Below are 25,477 nucleotides of genomic sequence, written 5' to 3' on the forward strand. Positions count from 1 at the left end.
AACTCCGCTCTAAAAAGGAGTAAAGGCGCTCATTCAAGAGAGAACTCCGCTCCAAAGAGGAGTGAAAGCGCTCATTCAAGAGTGAACTCCGCTCAAACAAGAAGTAGAAGCACTCATTCAAGAGAGAACTCCGCTCAAAGAAGAACCAAAAGCGCTCATCGAAGAGAAGACTCCGCTCCAAAAAGGAGTAAAGGCGCTCATTCAAGAGAGAACCCCGCTCCAAAAAGAAGTAGAGGCGCTCATTCAAGAGAGAACCCCGCTCCAAAAAGAAGTAGAAGCGCTCATTCAAGAAGGAACTCTGCTCCAAAAAGGAGTGAAAGCGCTCATTCAAGAGAGAACTCCGCTCCAAAAAGGAGTAAAAGCGCTCGCCTGCGAGATCACCCCCGCTCCTAAAAAAACAGCCACCTCCATCCAGAGAGGGGCTGTTTTTACTTAGATTTCCACGATTTCATTCGCCAGCTTCTGTCGGCTAATCCAGTAGCCTTGGAGGGTAAAGACAATGAGTGTTGCTCCTAGGAGGGTGATGCTTGTGATGCCTAATGTTAAGAAGTCATAGGACATCGGGGAGCCCTCATCAATGAAGCCTAGCATTCTCGTTAAAACTAATCCTAGCAATGTGCCGACTGTGAGACCATAGAGGACAAAGGATAGGACTTGTGTCAGTATGAGCTTCATTAAGCCATTTGGTGACAGCCCAATCAATCGTTGGATGGCATAGTCGCTACGTTTTGTATAAATGGTATGCAGTAATGTTTGTAGGACACCTAGGGCAGTGGCAGCTATTAAAATAACAAAGACACCGACAAATAGGCTCCAGCGCTGGAAGAACATTTCATTGGATTGCGCTAGTATGGTCGCTTTATCTGTAAACTTCAGGGCTGGCCAGCGCTCTTCCAAGAATGATAGCTCCGCCAATGCCTGCTCAGGGTGAGATGTTTCGACCATAATGTCTTCGATGATTGGGTGATCCTGCGCCGTGAGGAACGATGACCAATCAACGATTATATCAGCACGTTGAATAGGTGTATCGGTAATTCCTATAATTTGTAATTCACCGGTTGGCATATCCTGCTGGGCAGCAAAATCATAGGAACCTATCGTTAGACGATCACCCACTGTTAAATGATGACGTTCGGCAAAGTGCTTTGTCACTACGAGGCCATCCCGCAAATTTCCACCCTCAATTTCAGGTAATTTCTTTAATTGTATAAATTTCTCGATATCAATGGTTGTATAGTTCTCTGGTAGCCATTCCTCGCCGAGCTGTAGGGCAATATAAGCATTATTGCTTTGTGCATACGCATATTGCACGCTCGGCAATGCTTCAATTTCCTCTATAACTGCAGGCGTGATGGTTGGATCATTTAATTCATTATTAATCTTTACGGCTGTTTCGTATTGTGATTCTGTGTAGGCCAGGTCGTTGAGCTGTAAGGTTTTCAATAATGAGCTGCCAAAGGTTAAAATGACCATTAATCCTATAATGCTGAGCACTACGGGCATATTTTTGCGTACTTGTGGCATGAGCTGCTGGCACGCTAAATAAGCTTCTTTGCCAAGTACCTTTCGAATCGGCTTTAAAGCCAGATGAAGGATGACTGTAAACAGATAGGGGATTAGTAACAGTAAAATCCCACATACGAGTAGTGTCCCAAGTAAAATAAATAAGGCACCTTGATCGCTTCCTGTCCCAGCTTGTAAAAAGAATAGTAAAGCGATCACACCTACAATACTAACTATGATTGTTTTCCATTTTGTCCAACGAAGATGTAAATGTTCATTTTCTGTCGCGATTTGTAATGGCAATAGTCGGGAACTTTTGGCTACTTGCCATTTTGTCATCATCTGCAGAATCAAGAAGCTGGAAAGGGCAATCAATAGTATAAATCCAATAGGAAGCTCTGTTTTAGCATTAGGTAAATGCAACAAGCTAATTAATTGTGGCAGCCAGATTTTAATCACCACAAGACTCAGCGTTGTTCCAAGCATAACACCAAAGCTAATGATCAGTGAAAGTTGGAGCTTAACAATACGTCCAACCTGTTTTACTGATGCCCCAAGAGCCCGTAAAATCATTAGTTGCTCTTTGATTTTATAGAATAATAGCTGGAATGTGGACAGCAATAGGACGCTTGAAATGAGTAAAATAAAAACAGATAGTACAATCATAAAAACCATTAAGCTCTGTAAATTTCTTTTAAATACATCGTAATCACTCATAACATCTACACGTAATGTTGCATCGAGTTGTTTGATTTCTGCACCTACTGCCTTGGCACGACCCTCATCTGTTTTCATGAGCGCAAATATGCCTGCCGTTTGTGGCTGACTATTGTTCATCCATGCTTTGACAACATCATTAGCTAAGAGGATGATATTAGGACTGTCAGTGCCTTTCATAGTCGGTAAAATTTCTTGCACGATAAAATCCTTTGATTGAATATGAATGGAATCCCCAACGCGTTTATTGAAAAGACGGGCAACATTTTCTGAAAGAATGGCATCATTCGGTCCAAGATTGACCTCAAAATGGTAGCGGCTTTTCACAAGGTCATCATTTTCCACGCCAACGGTATAAAAAGCAGTGTGCTTTTCTTGTTCAACCATTGTATGAGCTAGCGATAAACTGGACACTTGTGTGACACCTGCTAGGGTAGAAAACTCCTCTATTTGTGATGCTGTCAACAATTTTTGCTGATCGGGATTATAACCGACCATTAAGTCCATTTCTCCATACAATGCTTGGATGTCGGCCTTCATCTGGCTATTGGCATTCCAAATGTAGACGGTCATTGTCATCACCAGGCAAATCGAGATTGCAATAATACTAATACTTGTTAGGACATTTGCCCAAGCGGCACGAAATAGCTTGAGGGCAATATTGCGCATCGTAAACATTAGCGATCCCCCCTCGTAACTTGTTTGAATTTCATTAAAATACAATCCAAATCCTCTTCATTCTGCTGGTTTTGATAGGAATCCACAATTGCCCCATCATGGAAGAACAGTACCCGATTGGCATAGGTAGCCACATAGGGGTCATGTGTGACGAGTAAAATCGTTTGCTGGTTCGTTTTTTGCAGAGCAACGAGCAGCGCTAAAATTTCATCTGTTGTATGAACATCCAAAGCCCCTGTTGGCTCATCTGCCAGTAAAATAGGAGGGTTAGCAATAATCGCACGCGCAATGGCGACACGTTGCTTTTGTCCACCAGACAGCTCATGGGGTCGATGCTTTGCCCAAGCGGCGATATTTAAGGTTTCCATCATGTGCTGCACACGCACCTTAATCTCCTTGCTAGGAACATCATTTAAAATAAGGGGAAGCGCGATATTATCCTCCACAGATAAATCCTTTAGCAGATGAAAGGATTGAAAGATAAAGCCGATATTTTCTTTTCGGAATTGCGATGCTTTTGGCTCTTGATAAATTGCGTGAGCTTCCTTGCCAAATAAAAATAATGCCCCGTCTGTTGGTTCATCAATGGCACTGATCAGATTCAGAAGGGTGCTTTTACCAGAGCCGCTTGTCCCCATAATCGCTACCATTTCTCCTTGATAAATGGTGCAATGGATATTTTTTAAGGCATTCACAGTATGATGCTTTTGCTGATAAATTTTGGACATCCCTTCAACACGTAGCACTTCTGTTAACCGTCCTTCAGGGATGGGTATTGCATTAATGACTTCTTTCAACGGATTGAACCCACTCATCGAGATATGCCCCCTTTAATTGTTGTCGTAATGCTTGCAAACCACGCCGAATATGTGTTTTCACGGTGCCTTCAGGACATTGCAAAATCGCCGCAATATCCTTGACCGAGTAGTCTTGATAAAATCGTAGCAATAGCACTGTTTTGTACTTTTCCTCAAGCTGGCAAAGAGCCTGCCATAAATCCAGCTCTTCTTCGATATATGTAGGGGATGAGCTTGTTAAATCCTCGAAAGTTTGTGGTTCAACAGGCATAACTGTATTTTTCTTCGCTATATAGGTTTTACAGCAATTAATCATAATGCGGGTGAGCCAAGTGGCAAAATAGTGTGGCTCCTTTAATTGTGGCAAGCCCTCATAGGCTCGAATAATGGTTTGCTGAAAAACTTCTACGGCGTCGTTTTCATTTTGTACGTAGACATAGGCCATGCGATAAAGCTTATGTTGCTCCTGCTCAATTAGCTGATAAAATGCTTGCTCATCACCTTGTTGGGCTAAGGCTACAAGAGATTGTTGGGTGCTCGTAATGAAAATCGCCTCCATTTCGACCATTAGACTCAGCAAGTCGTCATTTCGATTCAAGTTTTTTATTTTTATTGAGAAACTTAATAAGCATACCCATTTAATAGTAGGTTATCAATTTATTGCTATAATGATAGTGGCTTAATCGAAAAAAAGGAGTGAGTTTATGAGCAGAAAGCCTATTTATGTCGAGATAGACATCCAGGCGCCTATAGAAAAAGCATGGGATTATACACAAAATCCTCAGCTGCATGAGCAATGGGATTTACGTTTTACATCCATTACCTATAGTCCGAAAAAATCACCTGAGGAGCCACAGCGTTTTACCTATGAAACGAAGGTCATGCCAGGCTTACAGGTAAGCGGCTGGGGAGAAAGCAAGGGGGAGCATCATAAAGAAAATGGCACGCGAACATCCTCTCTGCATTTTGGTACGCCTCAAAAGCGCTCACCTATAGCGGAGGGAAAGGGCTATTGGCAATATATCCCGCATCAACAGGGGCTGACATTTTTAACTCAATATGATTATGACACACGCTATGGCAAGCTTGGCACATTCTTTGATCTATTTTTTCGCCCAATAATGGGGTGGGCGACGGCACTCAGCTTTGATGTATTAAAAAGATGGCTAGAAAAAGGAGAAAATCCTGCTGCCCAGTATAGACGATTCTTTTTAACCATGCTCCTGCGTATATTCTTTTGCTTTGTCTGGTTCTATCATGGTCTTGTACCGAAGATCATCCATCTGCATCCGCAGGAATTAAAGATGACCGCTTCATTACTAAACCATGCAGATCAGCTAGTGATGTGGATAGGGGTTGCTGAAATCCTTTTTGCCTTGTGCTGGCTTTACCCGCGAGGAAAACGCTGGCTCTTTGGCATACAAATCATCGTTTTTCCACTCTTGACGATCGCTGCTATTGTTGCGGACCCGACAAGTATTCAAGCGCCCTTTAATCCACTCACATTTAATAGCGCTTTATGGGTGTTGTCAATCATCGGATTTAGCTTAAGTAAGGATGTCCCAAGTGCCAAAAGCTGTAAAAGAAAGCGAGGATAACAAGCATGACGATCTATCAGACATTATTAGGGGATGATTTTGCAAGACTTCATCCGATGCTACAAAAGCGTTATGCGTTACCGATTGATGAACCATTTTTTGCTCAGGGTGTGATGCATCAAATAAAATCTGGTGCTAAATGGATGCGTCCCTTTTATACGCTGGCAGCGAAAACGCGATTTCTGTTCCCTGAGTCAGGGGAGAATGTTCCCTTTACCATTTCGAATACATGCCGAGCTCTGCCGAGTGGGGTACTGGAGGTGCTATGGGAGCGCACCTTTTATTTCCCACAGAAGACAAGGCATTTTGATGCAAGGATGACCATTGATCCAATCCGAAAAATTGTGAAAGATTATTTAGGCACACCTTCTCTTTTTTATTCCGATTTGCACTTTACGGTGACACGAGAGGGAACGTTAGTCATTCGTTCAGGTAAGCAGCGCTTTGTCCTCTCTCGTTTCGAATGCCCCATGCCTAGATTGATAGAGGGGCGGGTCATTGTGGAGGAGGGCTTTGATGAATCGAAAAATGTCTTCACCATTCATGTCTCCATCCATAATCCATTCATAGGGAGGCTCATGATGTATGCTGGAGAATTTACGCAACAATCGAAGTAATTTCATTTTTTTACTGGGGATTATGTTCACGGTAATTTGCTTTGTGCTTAGTGGACAACCCAGTTACTTTTGGTTACTCACAGTTGCTCAACTGATTTTCGTCCCCACCATGGTCTCCATGGTTGTGGATGTTCAGAAAGTGGGCAAAGCCATCATTGTTGGGATGATGCTAGCTGTTACACTGCTGCATGAATGGTCGAATGGCTTATTGGCTAATGTGCTGGCAGGTATGTATTTACTGTATACCTTCTATATAGCCATACAAGGCGTGAAAAGGTTTTTACAGCGAGGATTTACGAATAGTGCGGAGTTTGCAATTGACATGGGGCTTTTCTATCTAGCTCTGGGTGGTTTGTGGTTTTTCGCCTATGTCGCCAACATTGATACAGGCTTTTCACCATTAATAACGTGGTTAACAGCGATTCACTTTCATTATTCCGCTTGTTTATTACCCATTTCAGTCGGACTTTTGGGTCGCTTACATGATAGTAGCGGATATCGTGTCATGGTGATGATTTTGCTGGCAGGACCACTCCTTGTTGCGATGGGTATTGCCTTTTCCATACTCATCGAAATCATCGCGGTTGCTCTTTATATTTTCGCTATCTATGGCTTGTTTTTCGTTGCACTCAAAACAAAGCTTCCGTTTGGGCAGGGGCTATTGCTGAGGATTTCCTATGGAGCGCTCTGTCTGACGATTCTTGGATCTTGTCTGTATGTTTACAGTCGTGTCAGTGGCAACTTTTCCATTGGCATTCCAGAAATGCTCCAATTCCATGGTGTAATCAATGGTGTTTTCTTTGGTGGGGTAGGGGTTATCGCATGGCTAATGGCTGTACCCCCAACAACACAGCGTCCGTTTGAGTTCCCCATAAGCCAAATTCGCGGGAAGCTGCGTCATGAGAATAAACCACACCCTGGCTTGGTCGATGCCTTACAGAATTTTGTCGATACAGCAAAGCTACCGCCTGTCATTCCACATTTTTATGAGCACACGACGTCCTATCGTCTGTTGGCGACGGTGCAATGGAAGACTTGGTTTTTACCTTTTGCCTTTTTATATCAAGGATTGAGCCGTTTTCTCCAACAGCTCAATTTACCCTTTTCCAGTAAGCAAATCGAGATGACGGGCAGCATTGTTCAGGTCGATTCTGTACAAGATAGCCGTCCGTCTCCACGTGCATGGATTCGGACAATTCATCAGCAAACCGTTTTTGTCGCCATTTATTCGAAGCACACAAGCAACGAAACGACCTATATGAATATTGCCTTGCCACTCCCGTTTTCAACAATGGTTGGTATTTTGTATGCCTATGAAGAAAATGGTCAGCTACACCTAACAAGTGGCCACGATGGAGATGCAGGAATTTATTTGGCAATAGGAAAGAATGTGATGAGGCTACCTTTACAGGAGCATTTTCAAATTGCTGCAGTAGATGACAAGACATTGACAGCACGCCACCAGATGACGGTATGGGGTATTCCTTTTTTACAAATTGATTATTATATTGAAAGAAATGTGTAGATTGGCAGGAAATCCCTCGTTCGAACGAGAAGGTCCTATATAGAGACAAATAACAAGGAGTGATGGCTTGCGTTTAACAAAAGGAATTTCTGGTTTCGATGCAGCGCATTTAATTGAGCAGGACATGCGCATGTTTCAGTCGATGGTATACCATTTAGTGACAAGCGAACAACGAGCGAAAGTAAGGCAATTTATCGATAAAGCGCCTTTTGTCTATATGCAGGCAGTGGTCGAAATTAATGGAGAGACATTGATGATTCTTCATCATCGTTTGATGCCGTACATCGCCTTTGCCAAGCAGGAGGAGAGTAGCTTTACCTTTTTATCCAAGCCGCTGCTGCACAAATATTTTCCCATGCGTAAATGCTTGGAAGCGGAGACTCTTGCCACATCACTAGCAAAGGATCAAGCATTGCATAGCCTATCTGCTACGGAATGGAAATACGTCTCTTATTTTAATAGCAAAACCATTGGCGACGTGATGTTCAATGCCTGGGATTAAGGGTAGTACCAAAGACGCAAGATGAAAGATGCTATAAAAAACATTATATTGACCAAGTTATTTCTGGAAATATAGCAAAAATTCCTAAAACCGCTAATCGTCCTTATTAAATGGTAGATTTTTAATGATGGAATAGATTAGGAAAATAAGGGGTTTTTGCAGATGAAGTTCAAAACAATCAGTAGACGCATTGTTTTTTCCTTTAGCATTGTGATCGCAATTGTGATGGGGTACATTGTTTACAATTACTTTGCTATCAAGCAAAGCAATGATGCGACAGAACAAATTGTACAGCAAGAATTACAACTATTAATCATCGATTACGAGCAGGCACAGTCTATTGATTTAAGGATAGCGGCAGCTAGAGGCTATGTGTTGTCTGGGAGAGAAAAGTATAAAGAGATATTTCAGGATAATGTTACAAAGGAAGTAAGCAACGAAGAAAAACGATCAGCATTATCTTCCTCGGGCGAATTCGGTAAATTTGCGGAGATGTCCAAGGAATGGAACCGTTATATTGAGCAGGAGGTATTTGCGGTATATGACGAAGGAAACACCGAACTGGCTACCCAAAACCTTACGAAAATGGATGACATAGCGACGACCATTCGTGAAGGCTACGAAGGCTTAGCGGCGCAACGAAAGCTAGCCATTAATGAGGTAGGGACGGACATCATTGCCGCTGGGGAGCAGAAACAGCGAATCGCCATTATCGTAGGTGTTGGGATTGTTCTTCTAGCAGTGATAATTGAGCTATTAAGTGCTCGTGGTATTTCAAGACCGATTGTGACGTTAACCAAGCGTATGCAGCAAATGACCAATGGCGATTTAAGTGAGCCGCCATTGAAGATTCAATCGAAGGACGAAGTGGGGCAACTGATGGAAGCGACCAATACGATGTCAGATATTTTAAATCGTCTATTAAAGCACATTCAAACAGTGTCCAACGATGTGGCAGCACATAGTGAGGAGCTTCTTCAGTCGACTTCAGAGGTCAAAACAGGGACAGAGCAAATTGTTCATACCGTAACAGAAATGGCGAGTGGGACAGAACTACAGGCAGATCATGCATCAGATGTCGCTTCCTCCATGAATGTTTTTGCTGGCAAAGTCACTACGGTTCATCACGGCAGTAAAGATGTTCAACAGTATTCGCAGGATGTGAAAGCTTTAACGCAAGAAGGTAGGAACTTAATGACCACTTCCTCAAAACAAATGGAAGCAATCCAGCATACGGTGAAGGATGCTGTGGAACAGGTAAATGGCCTAAGTAAGCAAACACAGGAAATTTCTAAGCTTGTGGCGGTCATTCAAACGATTGCAGCCCAAACGAATTTACTCGCATTGAACGCAGCGATTGAAGCGGCCAGAGCTGGCGAACAGGGGAAAGGCTTTGCTGTGGTGGCAGACGAGGTTCGGACTTTAGCCGAGCAGGTTGCCTTCTCCGTCGATGATATTACAGCGATTGTGAGAAAAATTCAGGATGATTCCCATGCAGTGACCTCCTCGCTAGAGCAAGGCTATGGGGAAGTAGAAAAGGGCACCTCACAAATGGCAGCAACCAATACGACATTCTACCGAATTGCGGATGCTATTGAGGCCATTGCCACAGGCATTTACGGTATGTCAGTGGAGCTAGCAGAGGTTGTTCACAATACTGTCACGATTCATAAAGCAGTCGATGAAATAGCTGCTGTCTCCGAACAGTCAGCAGCAGGCATTCAGGAAACATCAGCTACCATTGAGCAGACCGCAAGCTCCATGGTGGAAATTAAACATAGTGCCGAGCATTTAGCAGAAATGGCTGAACAACTAAACGCCCTGATTCGTCAATTTAAGCTCTAGAAATTACCTGTAGATTTCAAACTTCCATCACATTTCATCTGTATACTAAGGCATTGGAAGGTGGAATCATTTTGAGAAAATATTTACTTTTATTATTGATGAGTACTTTATTCATGGCACCTGTTGCCTACGCCCATACGATGGATAAAAGCACACTATTCACTGATGTCCCTGAAACAGACGCCAATATTCAGGACATTATGGTATTACACAGTATTGGGCTTCTTGGGTACAATGGCAAAGATATGGCCTTAAACCCAACAGACAACCTCTCCCGCAAGGACTTTGCAGGCTGGGTAGGTGGCTTCTTTGGTCTTGAAGGAGCGACAGTGGATGAGCTAGCACAAGCAGCACAAAAAGAAGATTACGTGTCTTCGCTAGAGGGAGATATTACGTACAAGGAAATAAATACAGCACTTTTTCATCATAAACTAGAGTTAGCCAATCCTGACGCAACCATGACGAAACAAGAGTACATTGCATTCTTAATAGAGCACCTTACATTTGATATGGGCGGACATACGCTTATGCAAATGGGCGGCTTTGCAGAAGGACCAACGGGTACGATTGAAGACGTGGTAACAGGTGACCAAACAGGGATCATCATTGACGGTAAAACATACATGCTGTCAGGACACCCTCGCATCTTTGCCGATTCAACAGATGCCAAAAGCTGGGTAGGGCAACAGCTAGAACGCTCTATTTTCACAACAGCAGCAGATCACCACCATGGTCATGACGGTGGGCAAGAAGAAAGTCACGGAGACCATGCAGAAGGTCACGGCGACAGCCACGAACACGAAGCATCCGCCACAGATGAAGCAACTCTACAATATGTGCAAATTAGCACTACACAAGTGGTGAAAGACGATGCCAAAGAAATGCAGTCTTCGAACGCCACACCAAGAGAAGAACAACAAGCAGCCGCATCTGATGACACAACATCCAACTCAAACACAGTATGGATGATCGCCATCCTTGCAGTACTAGCAGCTATTTTTGTTATTGTTTTTGTGAAACGCAAGAAATAATGTAAATTAAAAGAACCAGCAATGACCGAGGGGATTCGGTTGTTGTTGGTTTTTTAAAAAGGAAATGATTGCTATAATGAAGGAAAGTGCGGATGGTAAGCGAACATGATTTTATAGCACGATTCGCACCAGAAATATTGATGAAAATACCAGTTGGATAGAACTATGTTAGTTTGAAATACTTATGTTTTTTGAAAAAAATATTAAAGTTAAGGATTTTATATTAAAGATTTATTCATTTTTGCAGTCACTCTCTATATGGAGAGTGTGGATTGAAATAGTTATATTGTCTGCTAAATATTCTTGCGTGTGGTCACTCTCTATATGGAGAGTGTGGATTGAAATATCAACTGAAACATTATCATCAGCAACTACAACAGTCACTCTCTATATGGAGAGTGTGGATTGAAATAAGATTACCGTGAATTAGCGTATTTACGTCAACGTCACTCTCTATATGGAGAGTGTGGATTGAAATTGCATTAGATTCTGATAGCGAGAGTTTGATGGGTCACTCTCTATATGGAGAGTGTGGATTGAAATTTCTCAATATTAAAAAAAAAATACAAAATTTGCAAGTCACTCTCTATATGGAGAGTGTGGATTGAAATATGCCTTTTAGCGAATTTTGTCGGAAAGTTTTCCGTCACTCTCTATATGGAGAGTGTGGATTGAAATAAAAACCTTATCAAAGGCATTGAAAATCAAGCTGGTCACTCTCTATATGGAGAGTGTGGATTGAAATTGTATTACTATTAATATAAAAAGAAAATGCTCCGTCACTCTCTATATGGAGAGTGTGGATTGAAATTAAATCTTTCAAGCTTTCTAGTACAGCTTGCTTTGTCACTCTCTATATGGAGAGTGTGGATTGAAATATCCTGGGACCAATATTGCCCGTACGCATCCGGTCACTCTCTATATGGAGAGTGTGGATTGAAATAATAGAGGAGAAGCAAGCGTAGCTGATGTTGCGTCACTCTCTATATGGAGAGTGTGGATTGAAATCCAGCGAATATTTTCAAGGGCTAATAAATGGTGTCACTCTCTATATGGAGAGTGTGGATTGAAATTTAAAAGACTATGAGGATTGTCAAAATGATGACGTCACTCTCTATATGGAGAGTGTGGATTGAAATACACTGCATCAGCAAACAGAATGATGGAGGGATGTCACTCTCTATATGGAGAGTGTGGATTGAAATAGGATCACATGCTGCTGGTTTAAATCGTGTCCCTGTCACTCTCTATATGGAGAGTGTGGATTGAAATGAGTAAAGATTTCTGATACTGTAATCCATGGCACGGAGTCACTCTCTATATGGAGAGTGTGGATTGAAATTATATTTACATAGTCCGTACTTTCTGGCAGATTCGTCACTCTCTATATGGAGAGTGTGGATTGAAATAGGAAGAATACGTAAGCCAGCTGTAAAATCGCAATCGTCACTCTCTATATGGAGAGTGTGGATTGAAATTCCACGTTGACTACCTCTCCTTTTATGGTGTATCGTCACTCTCTGTATGGAGAGTGTGAATTGAAATATGGCGGATAGTCAATTAACGAACTTGTAATGAAGTCACCCTCTGTATAAAGAATATGAACTGAATGTATTATCAAGAGGCGGAAGATTAAGATAATCACCGCCTCTTTTTGAATGGGAGAAAAACGATAAATACTTTTTGTGTAGGTCCTTAGACATCTGGTCGAAGGTTTGGTATAATTGTTTAAATATTACAATTTTGTGTACAGGGAAGAAGGGAATAGATGTCTTCTGAAAATTTTATTGCGCATATTCGAACGAGCGATGGGGCAGAGCAACGGTTAGTGGATCATTTAAAAGAGGTTCAAGCTTTGGCAGAAGAAATTGGGCAGAAAATTGGCCTTCCACATGTCACTGGCCTTGCAGGAATGTTACATGATATGGGGAAATTTAGCCAGGCGTTTCAGGGATATATTCGTGAAGCGGCTGCCAATCCCGCTAATCCACCAAAACGGGGTAGTGTGGATCATTCTACGGCAGGGGGCAAATTTTTACTGAAACATTTTCACCTAGGAGGTCCCGTTGCATTTATTTTAACGGAATCTGTTGCTAATGCTATTTTCACACATCATGGGCAATTAATAGATATGGTTGACATAGAGGGGCAATCACCTTTTGTGAAGAGGTGGGAAGTTGAGAAAGATATATCGTTTTTGCAAGTAGAACAACATTTTTTACAATATATGTATGACTTAGATTATATGCATGCGTATGTTCAAAAAGCGGTTTCTGAGTTGCAAATCTTTTTTGAGAATAGATTGAAAAATGTGAAAACTGCGAGCGAAGCGACTAGTATTATGCAAAAATTAACTAGTTATCTTACGATGTATGTATTTAGTGCATTAATTGATGCGGATCGGCGGAATTCGTGTGATTTTGAAAAAAATGAGGAAAACTTACATTATGATTCACAAGTTCTTTGGTCAGCATTCGAACAGCGTCTAAATATTGAACTTGCTGAAAAACAACGCAGCGCTTTACCCAATGCGATTACTCGGCTCCGTGAACAAATGTCAAAAACTTGTTTAGAGAAAGCTACCCTTTCAACAGGTATTTATACACTCTCAATGCCAACAGGTGGTGGAAAAACATTAGCAAGCCTTCGCTTTGCATTAAGGCACGCACAGCTTCACCAAAAAAAACGTATCATCTTTATTGTGCCATTTACAACAATTATCGAACAAAATGCACAAGAGGTACGTGATGTATTACAAGCAGAAGATTTTGTCTTAGAGCATCATAGTAATGTCATTGAAGAATCCGAACCTCGTGAAGATTTGTCTTTTGAAGAATATCAAACTGCAAGAAAATTAAATGCTGCTAAAGATGATTGGGATATTCCTATTGTTTTTACAACAATGGTGCAGTTTTTAGAAACCTTTTATAGTGGAAGGTCACGCAGCATTAGAAGATTACATAACTTAGCGAACAGTATATTAATATTTGATGAGATACAAGCTGTGCCAATTCATTGTGTATCTTTATTTAATGAGGCCTTAAATTTTTTGAAAAACACCTGTCAAACTACATCTATACTTTGTACAGCCACCCAGCCATCGCTCCAATATGTACGCCATAACATAAAGCTAGATGGTGAGTTAATGGAGAATCTACCATCAATTGTAGAAGCCTTTCAACGTACAACCATTAAGCCCTTGATGAAAGATAAAGGCTGGAGTACAGAAGAGTTGTATGGCTTTATTGAGGAAAGGCTCAAAACAAGTAATAATATATTAGTGATTTTAAATACAAAAAGGGCAGTGAAAGATTTATTTGAGCAGTTCCATAATGGTGATATTGAGGTCGTACATTTGAGCACAGGTATGTGTCCTGCACATCGAAAGCAAAAATTAAAGGATATGCGAGAAAAACTACGAAAAAAGGAAAAATTCTTATGTATAAGTACGCAATTGATTGAAGCAGGGGTTGATATTAGTTTTGATTGTGTGATTCGCTCATTGTCTGGGTTGGATTCCATTGCGCAGGCTGCAGGACGTTGTAATCGTCATGGAGAAGTGCCGTTACGAGATGTCTATGTGATTAATCATGCAGAAGAATCATTAAACAAGCTACCGACTATTAAAAAGGGTGGCGAATGTGCCAGCTACATCATGAAGGATTTACAACATAATCCAACATTATTTGGTGGAAATCTATTGTCGACTGCGTCCATGACACATTATTTTAAAAACTTCTATCAATTGTTTGAATCTAAGTTAAATTATCCAATCCCAGCATTGCAAACCACCATTTACGAGCTTTTATTTCGTGTAGATACGGACTGGAATAAAGATTATCTGAAGGGACAAGGTAGACAAAATCCATTAGCAATACTGGCGAGCTTTAGAACCGCTTTTTCACATTTCGAGGTGATTGACGCAAAGACACAAGGGATACTTGTACCGTATGGAGAGGGGGAAGAACTTATAACCCAGCTTACAAGTCGTGAACCCATTACAGATTATCCACTATTTTTAAAGAAAGCCCAGCAGTACAGTGTGAATGTTTTTAAGCATGAGTTTGAAGCTCTAAAACAAAATAATCAGTTGATTGTTGTTCATTTTGGTTCATTGACGATTTATGCGGCAAAAGATGCGGCTTATGATGAACAGTATGGCATTAGTACGCAGGGAGAAGCACATCTAACGGATTTTATTGTGTAGAAAGTGAAAAGCAGCTCATTGCTTTTCAGGTAGTGAGCTGCATTCAAACATAAATCATATAATATATTTTTCAATCCACACTCCACGCTGAAGTGACATTATAATAATAGCATATTGGTTTTAAATTAATTTTGTTCATATATTATATTTATTTAAAGTTATATAATGTAACTCACAAATAATTTTATTGACAATAATTGGTGAAATAGAGATAATGTAGTTATATAATTCTGAATTATCTAAAATTTTGGGTGAGAGATCTACTATTCCTTCTTTCTCCCTATAGTAGACCTCACTTAAAATCTTTAAGATAATTCTTCTAATATTTTTTAATGATTTTAAGGAGGTGATAACATGACAAAAATACGTAATCAAATAGAGTTTGAGGTTTATGGAGCTTATGCATTGTTTACAGATCCACTCATGAAGCTTGGTGGTGAGAAAATGACGACACAAATTCCTAGCTATCAATCGCTAAAGGGAATCGTTGAATCTGTTTACTGGAAGCCGTCCATTATTTGGTATATCGATGAAATCCGTGTCATGAATGCGATACGTATGGAATCAAAGGGTGTACGTCCTATTGATATGGCTGGAGGTAATACACTGGCGAATTACAGCTATTTGCGTGATGTACGTTATCAAGTAAGGGCACATTTTGAATTCAATACTAATCGTTCAGATTTACAACAGGATTTCAATGAATATAAACATCATAACATTGCCAAACGCTGTGTCGATAAGGGTGGTCGCCGTGATGTCTTTTTAGGAACAAGGGAATGTCAGGCATATGTCGAGCCATGTGAATACGGAACTGGAGAAGGGTATTATGATGACTATGATGAAGTACATTTCGGTATGATGGTGCATGGTTTAAATTATCCTGATGAAACAGGACGTAATTTGCTAGAAACAAGACTTTGGCAACCTCGAATGATAAAGGGCTATATTACGTTCATTCGCCCAGAAGAGTGTTCGCTTGTTCGTCCAATCAAAGAAATGCAAGCAAAACCATTTAAATTAGGTGAAACAATGACAGCGGTGGGGGAAGAATACGCGGAACTGGAGGTGAATGAATGAGTTATTTACGTGCTTTGTATAAAACATATGAGGAACATGAAGCACAGGCGGGAGAGGTTTTTACAAAAGAAACGAAAGACAAGAAAGAAATAGAATATACATTACTGCCCATTTCTCACACAACGCAAACGGCACATATTGAAATGGTGATTACCTTAGATGGGACATTATACGATGCTCAGGTCATTGAAAAAATTAATACAATCTTACCGTTTACGGAGAGTTCTGGTAGTCGTTCGGGGAAAAACTATGTATCGCATATGTTGCAAGATAAGTTGATGTATGTTGCAGGTGATTATGTCACGTACACTCAAGAAGAGGATAAGCGTGATGCCCATTTATTCTATTTAGAGCAGCTTGGTGAATGGTGTACATCCCCTTATAGTCATCCGCATGTACAAGCCATTTATGAATATGTAAAAAAAGGGACAATTATTCAAGATCTTGTGGAACGCTCGATACTACATATCACAGAATCTGGGTTATTGCGTTCAAAATGGGATACAAAGCAAGATGGAGATAAACCGCCGATATTTCAAATGTTAGCAGGTGCTCAAGAAAGTGCTTTTGTTCGTTTTACAGTACATGTGCCTGGGAAATTCACAGAAGCTGTTTGGCGAAATAAGGAAGTTCATGATGCATATAGCCGTTTTTATCAAACGAAACTACAAGATAACGACCTATGCTATGTGACAGGTGAATACAAGCCTTTTACTGTTCGCCATCCTAACAAATTGAGAAATTCAGGGGATAAAGCAAAGTTAATTTCAGCAAATGATAGCACAGGTTTTACTTATCGTGGACGATTTAAGAATAGCTTTGAAGCGGCTAATATTAGCTATGAAGTCTCGCAGAAAGCACATAATGCCTTGAAATGGTTGATTGAACGACAAGGTAAGCAAGTAGACGGTCGTATCTTCCTTGTTTGGGGATCAAAAAATCCAGATATGCCAGAGGTCTCGAATGATTTATCGAGTGACGTTTTTCAAGGTCTAAATTTTTTGTTAGAGCAACGTGATACAATGCTTATCCAAAGTGAAGATTCTAAAAAAATACTGGCAGACCAGCATAGTCAAATCATTAGTGGTATAAAAAAGAACATGAATATCCAAGAATATGAGGATGAAAAAGTCTATATTTTAACGCTAGATGCAGCAACGCCTGGACGTTTAGCAGTCCTTTATTATCGAGATTTAGATATCAAAGACTATTTTACTAGGCTATTAAAATGGCATGAGGATTGTAGTTGGCAACATACAAGGAAAAAGAATGAAGAGTGGGTACGATACTTTGGAGCACCTTCTTTTTATACGATTGCACATGCTGCATATGGACCAAGACCAAGTGATAAGGTCGTCAAAGGAGTTATGGAGCGGATGTTGCCATGTGTGTTGGATGGGCGGAAAATTCCGATGGATATTGTACGGAGTGCCATAGTTAGAGCTTCAAATCCACAGTTTTATGATCAATCATGGGAGTGGGAGCAAGCACTTGGTGTCGCCTGTTCCGTTGTGAAAAAACATTACTATGACAAAGATAAGGAGGTTTACACAGTGGTACTTAATACGACAAATTCGGATCGTGATTATTTATTTGGTCGCTTACTTGCAGTTGCAGATGTGTTAGAGCGTAATGCATTAGGTAAAGAAGAAAATCGACCAACAAATGCTTTACGTTACATGAATGCATTCTCTCGACACCCCGCAAGAACATGGGCTACAATTCAGCGCAACCTACAGCCCTACCAAATGAAACTAAGAGAAAAAGGCATTTATTATACAAAGCTTATTGATGAAATTGGCGCTCAAATGGAGATTCAAGACTTCACTGATACACCACTTACTGGTAAATATTTACTTGGTTACTATAGTCAACGACAGGCATTGTATTCGAAAAAAGAGAAGAATGAGGAGGAATAATCTATGACAACATTAGATCATAAAATTGATTTTGCAGTAGTGTTTTCAGTACAAAATGCTAACCCTAACGGAGATCCACTAAATGGGAATCGACCACGTCAAAATTATGATGGCTACGGTGAAGTATCAGATGTATGTATAAAGAGAAAATTGCGCAATCGGCTTCAAGATTTAGGAGAGTCTATATTTGTCCAATCCGATGATCGTAATAACGATGGTTTTAAAAGTTTAAATGATCGTGCAGATGCCATTCCAGAGTTGAAAAAAATTAAGGCAGACAAAAAAGGAAATGCTGATGTGTATGCTACGATTGCAAGTCAAACATGGTTTGACGTAAGGGCATTTGGACAAGTTTTCGCTTTTAAAGGTGATTCTCTCTCTGTTGGTGTGCGTGGACCTGTCTCCATCCATCCAGCAATAAGTCTTGCACCAATTGATATTACCAGTATTCAGATTACGAAAAGTGTTAACTCGGTGACTGGTGATAAAAAAGGCTCTGATACTATGGGAATGAAGCACCGTGTAGACTTTGGCATTTATAAATTTTTTGGTAGCATTAATCCACAATTAGCAGAAAAAACAGGCTTTTCGAATACAGATGCTGAAAAATTAAAAGAAGTTCTGATTACATTATTTGAAAATGATGCCTCTTCCGCTCGACCAGAGGGGTCATTGGAAGTACATAAGGTGATTTGGTGGGAGCATAATTCTAAGCTTGGCCAATACTCATCTGCCAAAGTTCATCGCTCATTACATGTAGAAGGGCATTCATTAAATGATTTAACAATTTCTGTAGAAACTTTAGAAGGGTTAGAAGTGAATGAGCTGGATGGCAAATGATGATGTTGACTATTTGATGCTGTCAGGTATTCAACATTTTCAATTTTGTCCAAGACAATGGGCGCTGATTCACATTGAACAGCAGTGGGCTGAAAATGTTTTGACAATTGAGGGTCAACATGTACATGAAAAAGCAGATCAACCCTTTTTGCGTGAGAAACGTGGAAATAAATTAATTGTGCGAGCGATGCCTATTCGCTCGCATTCTTTAAAAACAAATGGCATATGTGATGTGGTGGAATTTCTTGAACATCCAAATGGGGTACCTATCCAGGGTGAGGATGGCTGTTACTTGCCAATACCTATTGAATATAAGCGTGGCAAACAAAAGAAAGGACAGGAAGATATTGTCCAACTGGTGGCACAAGTTATTTGTCTAGAGGAAATGTTAATTTGTGAGATACCCTTTGCCTATTTATTTTACGATGAAATAAAGCGTCGTGTAAAAGTAGAAATTACGAATGAGATGAAGGAAGATGTAAGGTCGATGTTTAAAGACATGCATCGCTATTTTGAGAGAAAACATACACCAAAAGTTAAAACAGGTAAACATTGTTTAAGTTGCTCGCTACAGGATTTATGTCTACCAGAGCTAATGAAGTCAACGACAGTTCGTCGTTATATGGAGAGGTATTTATAATGCGGAAATTATTAAATACGCTATTTATTACAACCCCTGATATTTATCTATCTTTAAAAGGAGAAAATGTGGTCATTACCCAGGAAGAACAGCAATTAGGGAGATTTCCTTTACACAATTTTGAAGCTATCTGTACATTTGGATATGCAGGAGCAAGTCCGAAATTAATGCATGCGTGTGCAGAACGGAATATTAATTTAACTTTTTTATCGCGGTCTGGAAAATTTTTAGCTCGAATTGTTGGAGAAAGCAAAGGGAATGTAATCCTACGTAAAACACAATATCGTTTGTCAGAAAGTGAACTGGAAAGTGCTAAAATTGCTCGTAATTTTATTTTTGCTAAAATATCTAATCAAAAATGGATATTAGAGCGTATGGCGCGTGATTATCCACTACGTTTAGATGTTCCTGTTTTTAAACAGGTTTCTACTGATTTAACTGCCACGATGAAGGTAGTATTGCAGACAGAGGATTTAGAGAGATTACGTGGACTGGAAGGACAAGCCGCGACAGCTTACTTTAAGCTTTTTGATCAAATGATATTACAACAAAAAGAGACGTTTGTCTTTAAAAATCGTAACCGACGCCCTCCAACTGACCATGTTAATGCTTTGTTATCACTAGCCTATACATTACTTGCTTCAGATGTAGCTGCAGCTTTAGAAGCGGTAGGATTAGATGCATATGTAGGGTATTTACATCGTGATCGTCCAGGGCGTGCTTCACTTGCCCTTGATGCGATGGAGGAATTACGCGGTGTTATGGCAGATCGCTTTGTGCTAAAACTTATCAATAAGAAAATTATGCAGCCGATCGATTTTGTGGAAAAAGAAAATGGTGCTGTCTTGTTAACCGATGAAGGTCGCAAAAAATTCATTAAAGCTTGGCAAGAACGAAAGCAAGAAAGTTTAACACACCCCTACTTAAATGAAAAAATAAATTGGGGCCTTGTACCACATGCTCAAGCAATCCTACTTGCTCGACATCTACGAGGTGATTTAGAAGAATACCCACCATTTTTATGGAAGTGAGGTTTTAATATGCTAGTATTAGTCACATATGATGTAGTCACGAAAACGGCTGCTGGTCAAAAGCGACTACGAAAAGTAGCGAAAATCTGTGAAAATTATGGGATACGTGTCCAAAATTCTGTTTTTGAATGTGTAGTCGACGCTACGCAATTTAAACAACTTCAACTTGCTCTTCACGATAGTATTGATGAAAAAGAGGATAGTTTGAGGTTTTACCAACTAGGCAACAACTATAAATCCAAAGTCATCCACGTTGGTGCTAAAGAAACATTCAATGTAGAAGATACGATAATTTTATAAACAACATTCGGTGCGGATGCAAAGCAAACATAAAATCCCTAAGAGATCCGCACCGAATTTTGCTAAGATTTCAATGGGAAAATTTAAGGAATTGGGTAAAAAGTAAAGATAAAAATAAATGAATTGGTAAAATTATATTGAAATTGATCTCTATTAGTATAATTTTGCAGTCACTCTCTACATGGAGAGTGTGGATTGAAATTATTTGTTTGGATCGTGAGCTTGCAGGTGAAGTGTCACTCTCTACATGGAGAGTGTGGATTGAAATGGACTTAACACTAGCACCGCATTTATCGCAGTCCGTCACTCTCTACATGGAGAGTGTGGATTGAAATGCTAGTGCGGCACCTGTTGACTGGACAAGTGCCGTCACTCTCTACATGGAGAGTGTGGATTGAAATGCTAGTGCGGCACCTGTTGACTGGACAAGTGCCGTCACTCTCTACATGGAGAGTGTGGATTGAAATTCAGGATTATGACATGGGATCTAAGATTACTGGTCACTCTCTACATGGAGAGTGTGGATTGAAATCCTCGCGGATTATAGACTTTACACTAGCGCCGCAGTCACTCTCTACATGGAGAGTGTGGATTGAAATATGGTCTGTTGTCACTTGTTGATAGCAGATTTTTGTCACTCTCTACATGGAGAGTGTGGATTGAAATGTAATATATACCAAGGGGTTTTTGTGTACACATGTCACTCTCTACATGGAGAGTGTGGATTGAAATAAAAATCCTCAAAGGTGACGGTGATTTCGTAATAGTCACTCTCTACATGGAGAGTGTGGATTGAAATAAAGCTACTACAAACTAAATCACAACGTGGGCGGCGTCACTCTCTACATGGAGAGTGTGGATTGAAATAGGTTATCTAAAGCCTTTAACTTATGTGTCTACTCGTCACTCTCTACATGGAGAGTGTGGATTGAAATTTTACATTCAGCACGCCCAGTGGTATTCAGGAATGTCACTCTCTACATGGAGAGTGTGGATTGAAATGTTTATCCGATTGTGGTTAATTTCCCGAAATCGGGTCACTCTCTACATGGAGAGTGTGGATTGAAATAAGTCCTCGACGATATATTGATAGGCCGATTGGTCACTCTCTACATGGAGAGTGTGGATTGAAATCCGTTAAAACAGGGCGTTAACGCTTACGGGTATAGTCACTCTCTACATGGAGAGTGTGGATTGAAATTTGAAGTCTAAACTGTCTCAAATTGCGAAATTCGGTCACTCTCTACATGGAGAGTGTGGATTGAAATTTTCGCTTGTTTGGAAGAACGAGGCACTCATGCTGTCACTCTCTACATGGAGAGTGTGGATTGAAATGGATATTTAGAGTAGATAAGGTGGTTTGTTGGCTGTCACTCTCTACATGGAGAGTGTGGATTGAAATGGATATTTAGAGTAGATAAGGTGGTTTGTTGGCTGTCACTCTCTACATGGAGAGTGTGGATTGAAATGCCATTTCCAATGTAATTGACATCTCTTACCTGTCACTCTCTACATGGAGAGTGTGGATTGAAATACAGAACAGCAAGCGTTAGAAATTGTTGCCAAAACGGTCACTCTCTACATGGAGAGTGTGGATTGAAATAAGTTCCGTTTGTAATTGGTCAAATTCACGTTGTTGTCACTCTCTACATGGAGAGTGTGGATTGAAATTCGGCCAACAACGTCTGTTAAATTGCGATAATCAGTCACTCTCTACATGGAGAGTGTGGATTGAAATAGGTATCTGAAACAAAAGTGCGATACGAAAATTGTCACTCTCTACATGGAGAGTGTGGATTGAAATGTGATAAACAAAAGATAAAAGAAATGAAGCAAGTGGTCACTCTCTACATGGAGAGTGTGGATTGAAATTTGATATTTTGGTCTGTCTGTATTTTTTGCGGAAGTCACTCTCTACATGGAGAGTGTGGATTGAAATTTGGCTTGGCCATGCGCGTCATAGCAACTCTTTGTCACTCTCTACATGGAGAGTGTGGATTGAAATAGGCATGGCTTGCGAACTGTTTGCCCAACCAGTAGTCACTCTCTACATGGAGAGTGTGGATTGAAATACTGTAAAAACATATCGCTTAAATAATCGATAACGTCACTCTCTACATGGAGAGTGTGGATTGAAATATGAGGTTGAGCGATTAGCACGCCTGGAGCAAAGTCACTCTCTACATGGAGAGTGTGGATTGAAATATAAGACGATCCTGCCCACAATGATTTTAATAGTCACTCTCTACATGGAGAGTGTGGATTGAAATTAATAGTGGTGAAGCGTATGTAAATGTGGAAGACTGTCACTCTCTACATGGAGAGTGTGGATTGAAATAATGCCGTTTCAATTGCTCGAATAATCGGCCATGTCACTCTCTACATGGAGAGTGTGGATTGAAATCATAAATAATTCCTCCTGTAATAGATTCGTTTGTGTCACTCTCTACATGGAGAGTGTGGATTGAAATTTTATTGGCAAATTTAACGCCTACAGACTCAAGGTCACTCTCTACATGGAGAGTGTGGATTGAAATATTACTTAGACCCCCCCATAAATCTGCCATGCAGTCACTCTCTACATGGAGAGTGTGGATTGAAATTCAAATAGCGATATGGTGTTATAATGGGATTATGGTCACTCTCTACATGGAGAGTGTGGATTGAAATATACAAAAAAAGAGAGCTACCTACAGCATGAAGTCACTCTCTACATGGAGAGTGTGGATTGAAATATAATTGTAATCGTATTGTGCACCTTCAACACCAGTCACTCTCTACATGGAGAGTGTGGATTGAAATATCGTAAAGGAATTACAAGCAAGTGGGATTCTTGTCACTCTCTACATGGAGAGTGTGGATTGAAATAGATGATGAGGGACCATATGAGCCGATTCAAGCTGTCACTCTCTACATGGAGAGTGTGGATTGAAATTCGAGGTATCTCAACGTTAACTTGGACTTTTTGGGTCACTCTCTACATGGAGAGTGTGGATTGAAATACTTGTTTACCACTTGGTGCAAAAACAACTGGCGTCACTCTCTACATGGAGAGTGTGGATTGAAATCAGACAGGGCTGCTTCACTTGCTAGATGTACGTGTCACTCTCTACATGGAGAGTGTGGATTGAAATATTTAAGTTTTGGCAGGATAAGGGTGTATCTGTTGTCACTCTCTACATGGAGAGTGTGGATTGAAATAGGTAAACATAAAGACAGTGATTTTTACCCACTGGTCACTCTCTACATGGAGAGTGTGGATTGAAATTCAACAAAAGAACGCCCAACACCACAAAACCGAGGTCACTCTCTACATGGAGAGTGTGGATTGAAATACGAAACAGGTCGAGGCACATCGAATGCAGTAGTGTCACTCTCTACATGGAGAGTGTGGATTGAAATGTACTGTCATCCAAATACAATCCGCTATCGCATGGCTGTCACTCTCTACATGGAGAGTGTGGATTGAAATCAATGTTCGGTAATATTGGTGGAACACCTTTAAAGTCACTCTCTACATGGAGAGTGTGGATTGAAATCTCGAATGACGCTTGAAACTCTGTCTCAATACCGTCACTCTCTACATGGAGAGTGTGGATTGAAATAGCAAAGATAGACTGTCCTTGCCAATCATTTTCGTCACTCTCTACATGGAGAGTGTGGATTGAAATTTTTTCCCTTCATATCCAAAACCCCCATTTGTTAGTCACTCTCTACATGGAGAGTGTGGATTGAAATTAGGTCGTCTTTAGATTGCGTGGTAAATGTATACGTCACTCTCTACATGGAGAGTGTGGATTGAAATAACAGGGCACTTTATATATCCACCTTGCGTAGCAGTCACTCTCTACATGGAGAGTGTGGATTGAAATTCATTTTTAACTTCCACAGTGTAGAATGATTCCGTCACTCTCTACATGGAGAGTGTGGATTGAAATATAATTTTCTTCACTGTCCGTTAAATTCTCAAAGTCACTCTCTACATGGAGAGTGTGGATTGAAATGTATGCCATCACTCTATAGGTTCCTGCCGAATAAGTCACTCTCTACATGGAGAGTGTGGATTGAAATATCATTTCCAGCGGTGGTTACTGTTAAATCACTGTCACTCTCCATGTAGAGAGTGTGGATTGAAATGCCTTTTTGATGTCCTCTACAATATCGACACCTTGTCACTCTCTACATGGAGAGTATGGATTGAAATTAATGGGGTCTAGATTTTCTCTTGGTGAAAAGTTTAATCTCTACATTGAAGAAGTGGATTGAAATAAAAGTAACTGTATCTGTGTTTCTCGGCTGGATAAGTCTCTTTCTGTATAGAGAGAATGGATTGAAATAGCAACGCTTGCTACAACCTCACCACTGTATAGAGAGTGGATTGAAATGGACTTATAGCTGACATTACGGTAGCAACTTCAAGTCACTATCTGCATAGAAATTATGCTTAAAAAGGTAGTTCATTAAAATCTAAAACCCCCATACCAACCACCGAAAAAACGAACAGCATCCTCAACCGCTGTTCATTTTTTATTGCCCAAAACCATCCCTTTTTCATTAAACCGTCAAACATTCCAAATAAACCCCTGCATATTCCAGTAATTTTACACAAAATTGAATAAGCACAAGCATGTTCGGTATATAAATAGG

At 40.4% G+C, this 25,477-nt stretch carries 17 protein-coding genes and 2 CRISPR repeat arrays; of the genes, 13 read left to right on the top strand and 4 right to left on the bottom strand.

Annotation, left to right across the window (positions count from 1 at the left end; translation table 11 throughout):
- Positions 1 to 432: 432 nt before the first annotated feature.
- The 3 genes from MHB40_RS10225 to MHB40_RS10235 are packed head-to-tail and all read right to left on the bottom strand — an operon-like array spanning position 433 to position 4,263.
- A complete protein-coding gene (locus MHB40_RS10225; RefSeq protein ID WP_342534490.1) occupies positions 433 to 2,898 on the bottom strand; it encodes an ABC transporter permease in 2,466 nt (821 codons plus the stop codon).
- Positions 2,898 to 3,713, bottom strand: a complete 816-nt coding sequence (locus MHB40_RS10230) for an ABC transporter ATP-binding protein (RefSeq protein ID WP_342534491.1) — start codon at positions 3,711 to 3,713, stop codon at positions 2,898 to 2,900. The genes MHB40_RS10225 and MHB40_RS10230 overlap by 1 nt, the downstream gene beginning before the upstream one ends.
- Positions 3,679 to 4,263: a sigma-70 family RNA polymerase sigma factor gene (locus MHB40_RS10235; RefSeq protein WP_342534492.1), complete on the bottom strand. Its 585-nt coding sequence runs from the start codon at positions 4,261 to 4,263 to the stop codon at positions 3,679 to 3,681. The genes MHB40_RS10230 and MHB40_RS10235 overlap by 35 nt, the downstream gene beginning before the upstream one ends.
- Before the next feature lie 136 nt (positions 4,264 to 4,399).
- Here MHB40_RS10235 and MHB40_RS10240 point away from each other — a divergent pair, with 136 nt between their 5' ends.
- From MHB40_RS10240 to cas2, 13 genes are all read left to right on the top strand, one after another.
- Positions 4,400 to 5,293, top strand: a complete 894-nt coding sequence (locus MHB40_RS10240; RefSeq protein WP_342534493.1) for a DoxX-like family protein — start codon at positions 4,400 to 4,402, stop codon at positions 5,291 to 5,293.
- Between the two features lie 5 nt (positions 5,294 to 5,298).
- A complete protein-coding gene (locus tag MHB40_RS10245; protein ID WP_342534494.1) occupies positions 5,299 to 5,910 on the top strand; it encodes a DUF4166 domain-containing protein in 612 nt (203 codons plus the stop codon).
- Complete coding sequence (locus MHB40_RS10250; protein ID WP_342534495.1) at positions 5,879 to 7,435, top strand: YndJ family protein; 1,557 nt, start codon at positions 5,879 to 5,881, stop codon at positions 7,433 to 7,435. The genes MHB40_RS10245 and MHB40_RS10250 overlap by 32 nt, the downstream gene beginning before the upstream one ends.
- A gap of 67 nt (positions 7,436 to 7,502) precedes the next feature.
- Positions 7,503 to 7,937 carry a hypothetical protein gene (locus MHB40_RS10255; RefSeq protein WP_342534496.1) on the top strand — a complete coding sequence of 145 codons (435 nt, stop codon included), beginning with the start codon at positions 7,503 to 7,505 and terminating at the stop codon, positions 7,935 to 7,937.
- Between the two features lie 162 nt (positions 7,938 to 8,099).
- On the top strand, positions 8,100 to 9,782 hold the full coding sequence (locus tag MHB40_RS10260; protein ID WP_342534497.1) for a methyl-accepting chemotaxis protein: 1,683 nt from the start codon (positions 8,100 to 8,102) through the stop codon (positions 9,780 to 9,782).
- A 71-nt stretch (positions 9,783 to 9,853) separates the two neighbouring features.
- Complete coding sequence (locus MHB40_RS10265) at positions 9,854 to 10,813, top strand: hypothetical protein (protein ID WP_342534498.1); 960 nt, start codon at positions 9,854 to 9,856, stop codon at positions 10,811 to 10,813.
- 246 nt (positions 10,814 to 11,059) lie between these two features.
- Positions 11,060 to 12,425: direct repeats of the CRISPR family, unit length 33 nt; unit sequence GTCACTCTCTATATGGAGAGTGTGGATTGAAAT.
- A gap of 156 nt (positions 12,426 to 12,581) precedes the next feature.
- Positions 12,582 to 15,020, top strand: coding sequence for a CRISPR-associated helicase Cas3' (gene cas3 / locus MHB40_RS10270; RefSeq protein ID WP_342534499.1), 2,439 nt, complete (start codon positions 12,582 to 12,584; stop codon positions 15,018 to 15,020).
- A gap of 354 nt (positions 15,021 to 15,374) precedes the next feature.
- On the top strand, positions 15,375 to 16,100 hold the full coding sequence (gene cas5c, locus MHB40_RS10275) for a type I-C CRISPR-associated protein Cas5c (protein ID WP_342443402.1): 726 nt from the start codon (positions 15,375 to 15,377) through the stop codon (positions 16,098 to 16,100).
- Positions 16,097 to 18,019: a type I-C CRISPR-associated protein Cas8c/Csd1 gene (gene cas8c / locus MHB40_RS10280; protein WP_342534500.1), complete on the top strand. Its 1,923-nt coding sequence runs from the start codon at positions 16,097 to 16,099 to the stop codon at positions 18,017 to 18,019. Before cas5c ends, cas8c begins: the two co-directional genes overlap by 4 nt.
- A gap of 3 nt (positions 18,020 to 18,022) precedes the next feature.
- Positions 18,023 to 18,859: a type I-C CRISPR-associated protein Cas7/Csd2 gene (gene cas7c, locus MHB40_RS10285; RefSeq protein ID WP_342443404.1), complete on the top strand. Its 837-nt coding sequence runs from the start codon at positions 18,023 to 18,025 to the stop codon at positions 18,857 to 18,859.
- Positions 18,849 to 19,499 carry a CRISPR-associated protein Cas4 gene (gene cas4, locus MHB40_RS10290; protein ID WP_342443723.1) on the top strand — a complete coding sequence of 217 codons (651 nt, stop codon included), beginning with the start codon at positions 18,849 to 18,851 and terminating at the stop codon, positions 19,497 to 19,499. Before cas7c ends, cas4 begins: the two co-directional genes overlap by 11 nt.
- Positions 19,499 to 20,530: a type I-C CRISPR-associated endonuclease Cas1c gene (gene cas1c / locus MHB40_RS10295; protein WP_342534501.1), complete on the top strand. Its 1,032-nt coding sequence runs from the start codon at positions 19,499 to 19,501 to the stop codon at positions 20,528 to 20,530. The genes cas4 and cas1c overlap by 1 nt, the downstream gene beginning before the upstream one ends.
- Positions 20,531 to 20,539: 9 nt before the next feature.
- Positions 20,540 to 20,830 carry a CRISPR-associated endonuclease Cas2 gene (gene cas2 / locus MHB40_RS10300; RefSeq protein WP_342534502.1) on the top strand — a complete coding sequence of 97 codons (291 nt, stop codon included), beginning with the start codon at positions 20,540 to 20,542 and terminating at the stop codon, positions 20,828 to 20,830.
- A gap of 169 nt (positions 20,831 to 20,999) precedes the next feature.
- A CRISPR array of direct repeats spans positions 21,000 to 25,099; the repeat unit is 33 nt; unit sequence GTCACTCTCTACATGGAGAGTGTGGATTGAAAT.
- A gap of 175 nt (positions 25,100 to 25,274) precedes the next feature.
- Here the strand turns inward: cas2 and MHB40_RS10305 are convergent.
- Complete coding sequence (locus MHB40_RS10305) at positions 25,275 to 25,400, bottom strand: hypothetical protein (RefSeq protein ID WP_342534503.1); 126 nt, start codon at positions 25,398 to 25,400, stop codon at positions 25,275 to 25,277.
- Positions 25,401 to 25,477: the final 77 nt, after the last annotated feature.

It is taken from the genome of Lysinibacillus sp. FSL K6-0057 (genome assembly GCF_038630885.1).
Lineage (GTDB): Bacteria > Bacillota > Bacilli > Bacillales_A > Planococcaceae > Lysinibacillus > Lysinibacillus fusiformis_F.